This window comes from Dyadobacter psychrotolerans (genome assembly GCF_004349265.1).
GTDB classification, from domain to species: Bacteria; Bacteroidota; Bacteroidia; order Cytophagales; family Spirosomataceae; genus Dyadobacter; species Dyadobacter psychrotolerans.
This window is the reverse complement of record NZ_SMFL01000001.1, coordinates 381,201-395,968: the sequence shown is the minus strand read 5'-3', so window position 1 is coordinate 395,968 and position 14,768 is coordinate 381,201. Positions and strand designations below refer to the sequence as shown.

Annotated in this window: 12 protein-coding genes; 8 read left to right on the top strand and 4 right to left on the bottom strand. The window is 42.8% G+C overall.

The window, feature by feature from the left end:
- Positions 1-3: 3 nt before the first annotated feature.
- Positions 4-474, bottom strand: coding sequence for a response regulator (locus E0F88_RS01745; RefSeq protein ID WP_131956049.1), 471 nt, complete (start codon positions 472-474; stop codon positions 4-6).
- Between the two features lie 450 nt (positions 475-924).
- Between E0F88_RS01745 and E0F88_RS01740 the strand changes: the two genes are divergently transcribed.
- The 6 genes from E0F88_RS01740 to E0F88_RS01715 all read left to right on the top strand — a co-directional run bounded on the left by E0F88_RS01740 (position 925) and on the right by E0F88_RS01715 (position 7,921).
- The gene (locus tag E0F88_RS01740) at positions 925-2,337 is read left to right on the top strand and encodes an AraC family transcriptional regulator (protein WP_131956047.1); all 1,413 of its coding nucleotides are present in this window, start codon (positions 925-927) and stop codon (positions 2,335-2,337) included.
- A 69-nt stretch (positions 2,338-2,406) separates the two neighbouring features.
- Complete coding sequence (locus E0F88_RS01735; RefSeq protein WP_131956045.1) at positions 2,407-3,906, top strand: YfcC family protein; 1,500 nt, start codon at positions 2,407-2,409, stop codon at positions 3,904-3,906.
- Between the two features lie 113 nt (positions 3,907-4,019).
- Positions 4,020-5,234 (top strand): DUF418 domain-containing protein, encoded by a 1,215-nt coding sequence (locus E0F88_RS01730; RefSeq protein ID WP_131956043.1) that lies wholly within the window; start codon positions 4,020-4,022, stop codon positions 5,232-5,234.
- A 172-nt stretch (positions 5,235-5,406) separates the two neighbouring features.
- Positions 5,407-6,570 (top strand): acetyltransferase domain-containing protein, encoded by a 1,164-nt coding sequence (locus E0F88_RS01725; protein WP_131956041.1) that lies wholly within the window; start codon positions 5,407-5,409, stop codon positions 6,568-6,570.
- 530 nt (positions 6,571-7,100) lie between these two features.
- Entirely contained in the window at positions 7,101-7,397 is a 297-nt protein-coding gene (locus tag E0F88_RS01720; protein WP_131956039.1) for a hypothetical protein, read from the top strand.
- 53 nt (positions 7,398-7,450) lie between these two features.
- Positions 7,451-7,921, top strand: a complete 471-nt coding sequence (locus E0F88_RS01715) for an Hsp20/alpha crystallin family protein (RefSeq protein WP_131956037.1) — start codon at positions 7,451-7,453, stop codon at positions 7,919-7,921.
- A gap of 86 nt (positions 7,922-8,007) precedes the next feature.
- On the opposite strand, the gene E0F88_RS01710 is transcribed toward E0F88_RS01715, so the two are convergent.
- Positions 8,008-8,319, bottom strand: a complete 312-nt coding sequence (locus E0F88_RS01710) for a hypothetical protein (RefSeq protein WP_131956035.1) — start codon at positions 8,317-8,319, stop codon at positions 8,008-8,010.
- A 222-nt stretch (positions 8,320-8,541) separates the two neighbouring features.
- Between E0F88_RS01710 and E0F88_RS01705 the strand changes: the two genes are divergently transcribed.
- Together E0F88_RS01705 and E0F88_RS01700 are read left to right on the top strand one after the other, a co-directional pair.
- On the top strand, positions 8,542-10,389 hold the full coding sequence (locus E0F88_RS01705; protein WP_131956033.1) for a glycoside hydrolase family 2 protein: 1,848 nt from the start codon (positions 8,542-8,544) through the stop codon (positions 10,387-10,389).
- Positions 10,390-10,450: 61 nt separating this feature from the next.
- On the top strand, positions 10,451-11,518 hold the full coding sequence (locus E0F88_RS01700) for a glycoside hydrolase family protein (RefSeq protein WP_131956031.1): 1,068 nt from the start codon (positions 10,451-10,453) through the stop codon (positions 11,516-11,518).
- A 56-nt stretch (positions 11,519-11,574) separates the two neighbouring features.
- On the opposite strand, the gene E0F88_RS01695 is transcribed toward E0F88_RS01700, so the two are convergent.
- Positions 11,575-13,113, bottom strand: coding sequence for a sulfatase family protein (locus tag E0F88_RS01695; RefSeq protein WP_131956029.1), 1,539 nt, complete (start codon positions 13,111-13,113; stop codon positions 11,575-11,577).
- A 5-nt stretch (positions 13,114-13,118) separates the two neighbouring features.
- The gene (locus tag E0F88_RS01690) at positions 13,119-14,765 is read right to left on the bottom strand and encodes a RagB/SusD family nutrient uptake outer membrane protein (RefSeq protein ID WP_131956028.1); all 1,647 of its coding nucleotides are present in this window, start codon (positions 14,763-14,765) and stop codon (positions 13,119-13,121) included.
- Between the last annotated feature and the right edge of the window lie 3 nt (positions 14,766-14,768).

The following is a 14,768-nucleotide window of genomic DNA, read 5'->3' as shown; positions in this document are numbered from 1 at the left end:
AGCTCATGCAGTCAGCTTGTTATATCCAAGCCAATAGTTAGATATCAATTCCAAAAGTTTGATAAAATCCTCCGGTTCGTAAGGCTTAATTATAACAGAATTTGCTCCGGCCTGATAGCATTCATTAATTTGAGCATCACTTGCCTGATTTGTAAAAATCACAGCGGGTAATATTGTCCAGGAAATATTTTTGGTGTTTAATCTTTGTCGAATCAGTTTTAGCAGGTGATAGCCATCGATTCCCGGCATATTTAAATCAAGTAAAAACAAGCCGGGCGTTGGTCCTTTGTACCCATCGGCCGAAATCGCAATTAAGTGAAGGTAAAGCGCCTGTCCGGAATCAAAAAAGCGGATCGGATGATTTGGAAGATATGTCTTGAATATATTTCTTACAATAAAGCGCTGGTCTGCATTATCATCAACAAAATATATTTCTTTTTTAAGTTGGGAGCCTGGCAATATAGAGATATCCATGAAATATATTATGATTAGTGAAGTGGCCTGCCTTTAACATATCTGGCTTACGGATGTACGAAAAGCATACCAGTAACCAGGTTTACACACAATTATTCTCCAGCTCAACTCCTTTAAATAAGTAACATGGCCAATCGGAACAGCCAACCGTGCCGCAGTAGTAAAAATAATCTATTTTGCGCTAACAAAATAAGTTGGTGACCGTGTCACTTTAACTATTCGCAGTTTTTAAATTTTGTTTGAGAGTACAGCAGAAGCTATTCGAATTTCAATTGAAGCTTAGTTCCTTACATCTACCCAAAAACTAATGAGGTCAAACCCTTCACAGGAAACTGATTTGCGGATTTTGGAAATTGCGTATCTTGTGGGGATGGAAAGTCCACAGAATTGTTGCAAGCGACTTTCATGGAATCCCAATTTACTCCAACTGAATTTAGCAACCAGGTTTTTATGGAAAAAAATACAACATTAAATACAGCAACTAAAAAAGTATCGATTGCTGTTTTACCTTTTTTGAACCTAAGCAATGATATTGAACAGGACTATTTTAGCGACGGAGTAGCAGAAGAGCTCATCAATGTATTGAGTCATGTCCCTGATTTGCAGGTGGCAGGGCGAACATCTTCATTCACATTCAAAGGAAAAAATCAGGACCTTAGATTTGTTGGAGAACAATTAAATGTCAGCCACATTCTGGAAGGAAGCGTTCGAAAATCTGGTAATAAACTTCGCATCACTGCGCAGCTGATTAATGTGGCAGACGGATATAATATCTGGTCTGAGAACTACGACCGTGAATTACACGATATTTTTGATATTCAGGACGAAATTGCGCTGGCGATTTTAAAGCAGGTAAAAATACAATTATTGAGTGAGGGACCGAGTTCCGCGCTCAAACGGTACACCAATAACGCAGAAGCCTACCAGCTTTATTTACACGGTCGTTTTTACCATAATAAGTTTGGAGGAATTGAAGAGTATCATAAAGCAATCGGATATTTTCAGTCGGCCATTGAACTGGAACCGGAATATGCGCTTGCATATGCCGGCATCGCTTCCTGCTATTTAAATACCTGGTTTTACCGGTTGCTTCCGGCAAGTTATTGTCTGCCGTTGATGAAAGAGGCAACAGAACAGGCATTGGCTTTGGATGACCGCATCGCCGAAAGTTATCTGGCTCTGGCGCGTATGCAGATGTTATACGAGTGGGACTTCACCAGTGCTGCCAATGCATTTAAAAAGGCTCTTGAGTTAAGCTGGAATGGCGCCGATCTACACGGGCAGTTTGCTTTGTATTCAGCTCTTAAAGGAAATCTTGCCGTAGCGGAGGAACATCTGGAAGAGGCGCTGTCGCTTGAACCGTTTTCTTTGATCAATAACTTTTATGCGGCATACGTATACTGGATATTGGAAGACTTCGAAAAAGCGGTAGCTCAAGGAAGAAAACTGGTTGCACTTGAGCCAACATTCTGGGGCGGTCACATGATCAGTGGGCTAAATTTAATTACACTAGAAAATTACCCGGATGCTCAGGAGGCACTGGAAACAGCCCTTGAAATAAATTATAACGGCATCACGCTCAGTGCTTGCGGCGCTTTATTTGGCTTATCCGGGGAAACGGAAAGTGCTCAGGATATTCTAAAACAGATGGTGTCACTCAGCAAAACCCAGGTGGTGTCTAATTATGACATGGGAATCGTACATGCCAGTATCGGCGATGCGGATACAGCTGTTGGTTATTTCCAGAGTGCCATAGATCAGCACGAGCCGCCTATGCTGTTTTTTAAATTCATTGTAAGAGACTGGCTTTTCGGTGATCTGCAGGATGAGCGCTATGAAGCATTTATTCCTCCGGTAGTGTAATGAAGATTTTTTGGTAAAACAATCATTTGAATTCACAAGAGTTTCCTGCACCCATTGAAGAATAGCTGAATGTCCCAGAAAAAATCATTTCCGCAGCCACTTACGATCCTTATGGTTGCTATTGTATTGTCCGCAATCAGCACGTGGCTTTTGCCTGCAGGAGGATACAGTAAGCTGTCGGTTGTTGATAAGTCATTTTCGATATCTGATTCAAAAGGCGATACACTTTTACCTTTAAACCAGGAAACGCTTGACCGGCTTGGGCTGCGGATATCTGTGACGAAATTCACAAATGGCGAGGTGCTCAAACCGGTATCAGTTCCCAATACTTATCAACAGGAAAAGAGCAATCCACAAGGTTTTATAAATGTTATTCAGGCACCAGTCAAAGGTATTTACGACAGCATCGACGTGATCATGTTTATTCTGGTCATGGGTGGGTTTATCTGTATTTTTAATGAAACACGGGCAATTGAAAAAGGTGTTGCTTCACTCTCTTATGCCATGAAGGGGAAGGAGCCCTACCTGATTGTTGTTCTTACATTCCTATTTGCATTTTGCAGAGCCAGTTACGGCATGGAAGAAGAAGCCCTGATGTTTTATCCCATCCTGGTACCCGTTTTTCTGGCGGCCGGTTATGATTTGCTAGTACCGTTTGCAGTTATTTTCGGGGGAAATAGTGTGGGTGGTATTGCTGCTTTTTCAAATCCGTTTTCTACGATTATCGCTTCCAACGCCGCTGGTATCAATTGGAAAGACGGCATTTATGAACGTGTGATCATTTTCTTTTTGCTTACGGCACTATTTACCTGGTATGTGTTGCGTTACGCAGCCAAAGTGAAAAAAGATCCTTCTGCTTCGCTGGTGATCAAAATTGACGGGCTTGTAAAAGTACCCTATGATTTAGGTTTAAGTGAACAACCGGTTCCCGAAAAGCTGGAATTAAAGACGAAAATGCTTTTGCTTATTTTTCTGGCTACTTTTTTAGGCATGATTGGCGGGACTATATTTCTGCAATGGTGGACCCTTGAAATGTCTTCACTATTATTGGCTGCGTCCATTCTAACCGGATTGCTGGCCAATATGAGTGAGGCAAAAATTGTCAGTTCGTTTGTAAGAGGAGCGGAAAGTTTACTGTCTGTGGCATTTATCATCGGCGCGGCCAGAGGCATAACGATCATATTAAATGATGGCCATGTCGGCGACTCCATTTTGTATTATACTGGTAATGTGGTGGCCCAGGTACCGCAGAGCGTTTTCATCCTGATGCTGTTTGTGTTTTTCTTTTTCTTCTCGCTATTTGTTACTTCCACATCAGGAATGGCTGTATTGACCATGCCGATTATGGGAACACTGGCAATCATGGTCAATATCCCCGGCAATCAAATTGTCAACAGTTATTTATATGGTATGAACATCATGTTTTTTGTTTCACCCACCGGCTTGTTACTGCCGTCGCTGGCTTTGGTAAATGTGAGTGTCAAAGTGTGGATCCGATTTATTACGCCCATACTTGTATTTCTGTTTTTGCTTTGTGCCTTGTTTCTGGTTGCAGGTATTTATTTATAACAGTTTAATTCAGGTTAAAAACGATTTGTAAAAATATACCGCAAAGGAAGCGGCCTCACAGGATAATAAGGAGTATCGATTGAATCAGAAACGTAAACATCAAACCTCAACTCATGGAAAATACTTTACAACCCACCTCTGTTACTGAACGCCACAGCTTTCTGGATGTCCTCCGCGGTTTTGCATTACTTGGTGTTTTGCTGGCGAATATGGTAACTCATTCAGGATACTATTTTTTATCAAAAGAGGGAATGGAAGCGTTAGGAACAATAGAAATTGATCACCATTTCGAATGGATCGAACATTTCCTGATCGATGGGAAATTTTATTCCATTTTTTCCATGCTTTTCGGAATCGGTTTTGCCTTGCAGTTAAAACGCTCCTCGTCGATTGATACCCGGTTTCCATCACTTTTTCGGCGGCGTTTGGTAATTATGTTTATCCTGGGGTTGCTTCATGCGGTTCTGCTTTTTGTGGGCGATATCCTTACCGTATATGCATTGACCGGTTTTGTGCTTATCCTTTTCCGTAATTTGTCCGACAAAGTATTGCTAAGGAGTGCATTCATACTCATGTTGCTTCCCATTGTTCAATATTCGATTCTATGGGGGATCAATCTGGTAGATCCGGCACCGCCCGTAGTTGAGGAAGGGCCACGGTTTTTTGATGAGGTTATAAGAGTCTTTCGATCAGGCAGCTATCCTGAAATTATTCAGATGAACGCGGGTGGATTAATTTTAGGCCGATATCCCGATCTGTTTTTTACCGGAAGGTTTTTCAGGGTATTGGCGATGTTCCTGATTGGGTTTTATGTAGCCAAAAATATGATTTATGCAAATATTGAAGCCAATCGTCCGCTCATCCGGAAGGTAATGATATGGGGGGCCATTATCGGAATTCCCTGTAACATTGTGCTTGCCATGATGATGACCACAGAGGCATACTACAACCTCGAACCAACGGGAATTATTCAGCCGCTGGTTTATGCATTTGGTGTGCCGGCGCTGGCCCTGTTTTATGCCGCAGTCTTTGCCCTGCTCTATGTAAAACCAGTCTGGAAAAAGTTACTGATGGTTTTTGCGCCCGTTGGACAAATCGCACTGACAAACTATCTGATGCAATCTTTAATCTGCGCAATTATTTTTATGAGTTATGGATTTGGACTGGAAGCACAGGTCGGACCAGCCAGGCTTTCTCTGATTGCTTTTGCGATCTATATTTTTCAGGTTGTCTTTAGTCATATATGGGTCAGGTATTTTCGTTTTGGGCCAATGGAATGGGTTTGGCGTTCACTTACTTACAAAAAATGGCAGCCGTTCCGAAAATAAGTGTTTAAGGCTCTTTTGCACTTCTTTTATTGCTCTGTTTATGAACTGATCCTGCGATTCGTAAAGGTGCAGAGTACTATAATATTTGTATTTATTAAACGAGTAAAAAGAATAAGGTGTAGCACACCGAAATAAAGTGCTAACCCCTCCAAAGACTCTTTAAAGCCAGATTATGAACACATTAATCAAACCCCGAATCGAATCGATCGACCTTTTAAAAGGGATTGTAATGGTGTTGATGGCGCTTGACCATACCAGAGATTACTTTTACCAGACCGGGGCATTTTACGATATTACAAATCCGGCAACTGCATCGGTACCCCTGTATGTAACGCGCTGGATTACGCATTTCTGCGCACCTGTATTTAGCTTTTTGGCCGGGATTTCTGCCTATATGTCGGGTCGGAAAAAGACGAAGGCTGACCTCTCGGTTTTTCTAATAAAACGCGGTTTGTGGCTCATCGTAATGGAATTAACGATCATATCATTTGCCTGGTATCTCGATGTCCAGTTTAGCAATTTTGATCTCGCTGTTATCTGGGTTTTGGGGGCCAGTATGATCTTCCTGGCCGGATTTGTACATCTTCCCAATTTCCTGATTTTAGTAATTTCATGCATCCTTATTTTTGGTCATAACCTTTTGGATCAAATTCATTTTGAACGAAGTATTTTATGGAGTTTGGTTCACGAAACCGGGTCATTTAAAATTGCCGGAGGACGTACGCTGAATTTAGTCTATCCCATTATTCCCTGGGCAGGTGTTATGGCGCTGGGTTATTATTTCGGGCAGTTTTATGATATTTCCATAATCAGTGAAAAGAGAAAAGGACTTTTCAACCTGATTGGAATCGCATGTATTTTACTTTTTTTGCTTATCCGGTTTACTAATCTTTATGGCGATCCGGCCTCGTGGAAATATTACGAAACCACAAGCCAGACTGTCATGTCGTTTATGAATGTGAATAAGTATCCTCCTTCGCTTCTTTATCTTTTGGCAACCCTATCCGGCGCCTTTATTTTTCTTGCAAATTCAGAAAAATGGAGGGCGAAGCTCGTTGATTTTTTTTGTGTTTTTGGCAGAGTGCCTTTTTTCTATTACATCCTGCATCTGTACTTTATCCGTATCCTAGCTATGATCGTAGCTGAATTAACAGGTTTTGGCTGGGACATCATGGTGCAAACCAGCTTTGATATTGACCTGCACGGTTTCGGTTTTAGTCTTCCAGTCGTTTATCTGATCTGGATTTCAATCATATTAATTTTGTATCCGATTTGCAAAAAGTTTGATGCCTACAAACGAAGTCATAAGGAAAATTGGTGGCTAAGTTATTTGTAAAGCCTTTATCAATTCTCCTCAATCAGTTTTTGATTGTTCGTTGTCTTCAGCTGCGTCGCGGCTCCAGCCCGTATTTCATCTTATCAATCTCTGTTCTTGTTTCTGACTGGCCAAAAACAACACCGGTTAATACTGAACCCTTACTGATCAGATTTTTTTGCTTTTTTTTTCGGTCGGATGGCGAACGAGCCCTCCGACCGAAAGCACCCGTCCGATAGCTTTTTTGATGTCGGACTGGTAAATATTTAGTGGAAACTGGCATTACTCAGGTGCTTTACATGGTTCGAAATTGCAAATGCTTTTCCGGTTCTATATTCAACGGAAATACTGCCAAGTAAGCGAACCTGATCCTGTATTTTATTTTTGTATCTGTTTATCAGTGTTTTATAAAATAGTTTAAGGAAAGTGAAATTATTTTAAAGTAAAAAACGAAGTAGTCCGTCTGCCTTAAAAACGAATAAATTAAAACGGTTAAGGTAAAAATTTAAGTCAAACGTCATCTTTTAAAACAACCATTAAAGAACAAAAACATGAAAAATAACTTTCGTTTTATATTCCCCCGCCTGATTGGCGCAACGGTATTGGTCGGTCTGGCATCACTGATCCTGGTTACAATTTTTAAACTTATGCTGGGAATACTCCTTATCGGTGGCGTGGTGGCCATGTTCAAAGGATTCTTCGGCAGACGCAATGAACTTGCCGGAGGTATGTATGGGGAGTATCAGCACAGGGGAATCAACCCGATGTCAAACAGCGGTCATTGGTCGGAACGGGTGTCGGTCAACGTGAATCCGGTGCAGCATCAAACCATTGTACCTATTAACTAACGGTGATTTTGAGTCACTGAATCAAACAATTTTAACATTAAACAAACAAAGTCATGAATAACCAACAAACAGCAGGAAATACTCAAAATCAGCAGGGATTTAGTCGCAGGGGTCGCGGATGCGGACCGTTTGGTAAAATGTTTGCAGGCCAGTTTGGCGGCAAAGAAAACTGGGGGAAATTTCCGGGACAATTCGGAAACAGGAAAGCGGCTAATATCGAAGAAAGCGATTCGGCTTTTGTTATTTCACTTTATGCAGCCGGACTTGTTAAAAGCAACTTTAAGATTTCGGTTAGCGAAGATGTACTCTCCATTGCCTATAATCTGCCTGAAAACAGCAATACCGATTCAGCCCGTTATACGCACAGGGAATATCAGCCGGGCTCTTTCGAACGGTCTTTTCAGCTGAACGGAAAAGTTTTGACGGACAGCATCAGTGCGTCCTATACCGACGGAGTTTTGTCTGTTACCTTGCCTAAAAATCCTGAAACCAATAAGCCGGCACAGGAAATAGGGGTCAATTAACCTGATACTTGCAAAAGCCCGTCATCGAAAATTTTCGGTGACGGGCTTTTTATAATTCTTTGTCAGATTTAAGTACAACAATAGGTTTAATCTACCCTTCCGATTTCCTTCTTAAGTTTATACCAATTGTCAATATCTCCCTCCTCGGCATCAGTATAATTATCAGCCACAAATTTCAGGAAATGGAATTTCTCTTCGTCCGATTCCAGATGCAGGGTATCTTCATTTCCTTCAGCTTTTATTAGATATTCATTGCCCGTATTGGTTACTTCCTTGGATGTATAAAATGTGCCTGAGCCTTCATAATTGCTAACGGAGTTATAAAGATTGTACACATCTTCATGTTCTTCAAGGTTTACTCTGGATAACCAGTCCTGATAATCAGTTACTTTTCCCATGCTTGTTTTTATTCAAATGAAACTTATGATCAGGGCAGCACTAAAACTATACCATTCAACTTTTCAGTGGTGGTTTTACTGAAATCCTGAAAAACATATTTATATCGAATCTCTATTTGGGGAAGTGCCGGCAGGATGGCACAGTATTAGAAAAGGGTCCGTAGTATTTGAATTAATATATCTGTTATCGAAATAAAATGACAGACATCAAAACCGGTAAAAATGAGCAAACAGTCTGTCCACACCAATTATGGTTCTTCTAAAAGCAAAGAAGAAACTTTTGATCCGGAAATCTATCCTGATAATTTACCCCGCGCAGTGCTTCGTCCAAATGAACATATCTTACTTGATGGTATCTGGCGGTTTGCCGTTGATGCCGATGACCGGGGAATGCGGGATAGCTGGTTTGTCAGTCATCAGTTTGAGCAAAAAGCGCACTGGCCGGGAAGTGTTGAAACGCATTTGGCTGAACTGAAACAGGATGTAACTTCCTGGAAAGATAAAATTGTGGTTTGGTATGAAAGAGAGTTCGATCTGCCCAAACATATCAATGAGGAAGAGCCGGATAACTCGCTTCTTCAACTCACGTTCGGGGCATGCGGATATGAAACCCAGGTTTGGTTAAACGGTTTTCCACTTTCAACGATTGAGGGAGAGCTGGTGCATGTAGGAGAATATACTTCGTTTTCTTATGAACTCGAAAGTGAAGTCTTACGACCTGTGAACAAACTAACCGTGCGCGTAGCAAGCTCAATGGATGCGGATATTACCAGGGGAAAACAGGAATCGCATGTTTATAAAAGGGGAGGAATCTGGTATCAGACTTTTACCGGTGCTGTAAGAAGTGTCTGGCTTGAAACGGTTGAGAGAAACCGCCTGCGCACGCGGGTAGGCGTTGTCAGCATTATCGAAGATAGTCTGGTGCGTTTTAATCTCACGACCAGAATTCATGATCCCGGTTCTTATAAAATCAAACTCAGGGTTTATGATGTAGATAAAAATGCTGATATTCCCTCTGCGATTTCCGAGGATGAATATCCGATTATTCTGGAGGCCGGACAGAAATCCCAGCGTCTGGTCCTGGATATTCCGGATGCGCAGCTCTGGTCGCCGGAAAATCCGAAACTATATCGTTTGGTAGCACAACTGATTGATGAAAAAGGCTTCATTTCAGAAATTGAGACAAAGTTTGGTCTTCGAAAATTTGAAGCAAGAGGCAGCCGGCTGTACCTTAACAACCAGCCGATTTACATGGATGGGATTCTTTACCAGCCTGGTAATGCATCATATCAGCAGATCCAAAAGCATCTTTATGCAATGAAAGAACTTGGGTGTAATCTGGTGCGTATCCACATTGCCGGGGTTGATCCGCGTATCTACAAGCTTGCCGATAGAATTGGACTTTTGCTTTGGGTTGAGGTACCCAGTCCACACAGATCCAGTACCAAAAGTCGTGAAAATCATCAAGCGGAACTGATGCGCATGCTGGCCCTGATCGGTACACATCCGTCGGTAGTTATATGGAGCCTTTACAACGAAGACTGGGGCGCTCAGGACATTGCTTCCAATCCGGAAACGAGGGGATATATCATCAATATGTACCACTACATGCAAATTGCCTATCCGCAATTTTTGGTCGTAGATAACGACGGATGGCAGCACATTTCATTTGAAGGGAGACTGAAGTCTGATCTGCTGACGGCGCACTTGTACACTCCTGATCTGAATCATTGGAAAAACCTGCTGGACGAACTAACAGCAGGCAAACTGGAAACTGTGGCTGCCTTGCCGCTGGTAGTGGGAGATCCGTTTTTTTATAGGAAACAAGTGCCTCTTGTCGTGAGTGAATGGGGCGGTTTTGGCTTTGAAAATTATGGCGGACCGCAGGATGACGAATCCCGCACTGAGCAAATCAGGCTTTTTAAAAAGGAGCTGAGGGCAAGATCCATTGCCGGAGATGTGTATACCCAGGCAACTAATATTGAAGAAGAAAAAAACGGGCTGATTGACTTTGAAACAGGGGTGCTGAATGTTCCTGTAGGATTGCTGGCTTCCACGCTGGAAGAGTAAAAGGGATTAGGATTTATCTTACTGTGTTAGTATTAAAACGAAAGAGATAAATTTTAATCTTATGTTATGCAGGCTTTCCGCAAGGCTTTTTCTGTTTTTTGTTTTGATTATAACCGGTTTCAAAACATCGGCTCAGAAGGTAACATACAGTGACGGGCGACCATCTGCTTTGTTGCGGGTTAATTGTCAGGATGAGGGGATCGTGATGCGTTATAACGGAGGTCCCGATAGCTGCGATACTTACGGTGCACGGGAAGCAGTTGTAAATAAGGACGGAGATAAATATTATCTCTTTTATGACGGAGCCGGTAAGGACGGCTGGATTTCCTGCCTGGCCAAAAGCAGTGATTTACGAAATTGGGAAAAGAAAGGAGCAATACTCACACTCGGAGAGCCGGGTAAAAACGATTCAAAAAGTGCGTCTTCTCCCTGGGTTATCAAAGAAAAGGATATCTGGCACATGTTCTACATAGGCACTCCCAACACAACACCTCCGCCTTACAGAATTCCCGCATTCCCGTATCTGACGATGAAAGCCCGCTCAAATTCGCTTGGCGGACCGTGGATTAAACAATACGATGTAACGCCTTTGCCGCCAAAAGAAAACAGTTATTACACTGTTACATCCAGCCCGGGATTTATAGTAAAAAATGGCAAACAATATCTGCAGTTTTTTAGCGGTGCCATGCAGGATTCTACCGGAACAAAAAGGACCCTTGGTCTTGCCCGGACCCATGACCTTAACCAGTCCTGGGAAATAGAACCAACTCCGTTATTTCCTTTGACCGAGCAAATAGAAAACTCATCCGTTTTTTTTGATAAACAAACGAAGACCTGGTATTTGTTTACCAATCACATTGGTATCAACGAAAGAAAGGAAGAATATACAGATGCAATCTGGGTATATTGGTCGAAGGATATCAATAAATGGAATTCTGAAAATAAGGCCATTGTCCTTGATAAAACCAATTGTTCCTGGTCAAAAGGTGCAATAGGAATGCCTTCTGTCATTCAGGTTGGGAACAAGCTCGCTTTGTTGTATGATGCAGCCGAGGGGAATAGTATCGGCCACATGAGCAGAAACATTGGACTGGCCTGGATGGATTTACCTTTGAAAATCTTAAAATAAAACGTCCCTGAACAACGGATCGGGCAGGGACATTTTATCATAATATCGTTTAAAATTTATTGTCTGCTTCGGCCTTCATCCCGGATCTTTTGCAGGATGGCTGCCAGTTCCTTCACGATTTCTGGGTGTTGTGAAGCTAAATCTGTTTTCTCACCAATATCTTTTCTGAGATCGTAGAGCTGCGGGTCATCATTTGTTCCGGATTCAACATTGGTTAGTTTTTCAACCTTGGGTCCTTTCGCAGGTTCGATATACTTCCAGTTTTCTTTAACCAATGAAAAAGCGGCGCCCTGCTGAACGAGTATCTGTCTTCCTTTCAAGTTCTTTCCGGTAAAAGTTTCAAACAGATTCTGGCTATCCGGCGCATCTTCCTTTGCCAGGGTTTGTCCAAACAAATTGGCAAAAGAAGCGATCAGATCTATCTGGCAAACAAGTGCGTCCGATACGGCGCCAGCCTTCACTGTTCCCGGCCAGCGAACCAGAAAAGGCACTCTGGTTCCGCCTTCAAAAGCACTGTACTTCCCGCCGCGCAAAGGTCCAAGCTGGTTGTGCCCGTTAAGCTGAGTTACAGCGCCGTCTGCATAACCGTCATCAAGTACCGGGCCGTTATCGCTTGTGAAAATGATCAGCGTGTTTTTTTCAATACCCAGTGCTTCCAGTTTTTTCAGGATTCTTCCTACTGTCCAGTCGAGCTGTAAAATGGCGTCACCACGTAAACCCAATCCGCTTTTTCCTTTAAACATTGTACTGGGCATTCTTGGTACGTGAATATCATTTAATGAGAAGTACAAAAAGAAAGGCTCCTTTTGATGCTGTTCGATAAAAGATTCAGCCCTGTCGACAAAGACGTGTGCTACTTCTTCGTCCGTCCAGCGTGCTTTTTTTCCTCCCGACATGTATCCGATCCTCCCAATACCGTTTACAATTGTGTTGTTATGACCATGGTTTGGTGACGATTGCAGTTTAAGCAGTTCCGGATGATCTTTACCCGTTGGTTCATTGCCGACAGGCTGCTTGTAATCTACCTCGATCGGATCATTCTCTTCTCTTCCAACAACATTATCGTTTTCAATAAAAATGGTAGGAACGCGGTCAGAAGTTGCGGGAAATACAAATGAATAATCAAATCCGACGGAGTTTACACCTTTTTTAATGGGTGCATTCCAGTTGATTTTCTGGTCAGCTTCTCCCAAACCCAGATGCCATTTTCCGACAGCACCGGTTTTATAGCCCGCTTTCTGAAAAACAGACGGTAGTGTTTTATGCTCCAGCGGAATAATCAGCGCTGCATCTCCCGGTAAAATGCCCGTGCCCTTTTTTCTCCATGGATACTGGCCCGTCATTAAAGCATAACGGGAAGGTGTACAGGTTCCGGAAGTACTGTGGGCATTGGTGAACTTCAATCCTTCTTTTGCCAGCCTGTCAACGTTCGGCGTACTGATTTTGGTTGCGCCATAAGAGCTCAGATCGCCGTAACCGAGGTCATCGGCATAAATATAAATTACATTCGGACGTGGCTTTTTTGCGGTTTGTGCTGAAACCTGTACTGAGGTTACGCACAGACAGAGCAAGGCTGCTTTTACTAATTTTTTCATTAAAATTATTTAAGGTTAGGATTAATGCTTACTTCGTTTTGCGGTACCGGCCATAACTCGTCAGTTCCTGTCCTGAAATTTTTGGTCGTTACATACCATCTTCCGTATGGATCTACCGCCGTTCCTTTTTTACGGAGATTTACTGCACCCGGAAAAGCTGCTCCGTAAAAATCACCTTTTAGAACTTCTCCTGCAATTTTCCAGCGCAAAAGATCCCACAACCTTAATCCTTCAAATGCAAATTCGTTTCGTCTTTCTCTGCGCAGGATTACTTTCAATTTTGAGGGATCGGTTTCAGTAACCTTTGCAATATTAACCGTTGCCCTTCCGCGAACAGCGTTAATAGTCTGATCCAAAAGTGCCTGGTTAATGGCGTCACCGGCTTCCAGTTTCGCTTCCAGATAACTTAACAGCACTTCGGCATAACGAATAATGGGCAGGTCTACTCCTGAATTCTGAAGGTCGCCGCTTAGTCCTTCCCAGCCATATTTTCTGATGCCAAAACCAGTTCTCGTCGCCTGTTTTGAAGTGGTAAGCTGGTCGACTGATTTCGCTGAATCAGGATGGGTAATGTACTTTTGATTTTGAAATGTTTGTAAATTGTACAAAACAGAAAGTTTAAGACGGGGATCCCGATTCGCTCCCACATCGTTAGGTTTGTATCTCGGGTCGGTGTAGGAAAATGGCGTTCCGTCCGTGAACTCGTAGGAATCAACCAGGCTTCCCAGTGGATTAAAAAGATGCCATCCTCCGTTTATTGCAGGGAAGAAGTGCTGGCTCATTGCGTTTGGAGCCTGGTCTTTCAGATATTGAGTCGCAAAAATGATCTCTTTACTCGATTCATTGGTCCCGTTAAAAAGACCTGAATAATCGGCTTCAATGGTATTTTGAGCAAGATCGATGATTGTTTTGTAAGTTGCTGCCGCTTCTTTATATAAACCGCCTCCAAGCTGTGCTCTTCCAAGAAATGCCAGTGCTGCCTGTTTGGAAGCCCGTCCACGTTCCGCGGAGGTGATGCTGGCAAAAGCAGGCAGATCAGCGGCTGCGGCAGTAAGTTCAGCTAACGCGTACGATAATATCTCTGCTTTTGGCGCCTTGAAAACCGTATTGGCCTGCTGCAGACTCAGTGTGGTTTTTACTAATGGTACAGATCCGAAGAATTGGGAAAGATAAAAGTACTGGGTCGCGCGTAAAAAACGGGTTTCTGCAATGAACCTCTTGAGTTTATCAGCGTCCAGGGGAGCTTTTGAAACATTTTCCAGGAAATAATTACAGCGGGCAATACGTGCATAGCTTACTGTCCAATAGCTATTCACGTTGGCATTTACAGCCGTTAGATTTCCGTTGGTCAATACGTTGAAGGCCGCCGATTCCCCGCGCCGGTCATAGGCATTGTCGGTTGCAACATCCATCATAATCAGTCCGTGATATGACCACCAGTCCGTTGGAGAAAATTCCGCATTGGTTGTTGGGGCTGCCGTCATTTGAATTCCACCGCGGTATACACCCGTCAGGGCCAGCAGCGTATTAGACTCGGAAGTCCAGAAGTTTTCATTGACATAACTGCTCAACGGATTTTTATCCAGTTCATCCCGGCATGCACTCAAAAAAAGCAGCGTTACAAGGATTGGGTACAGAGTTAATTTTTTCATTTT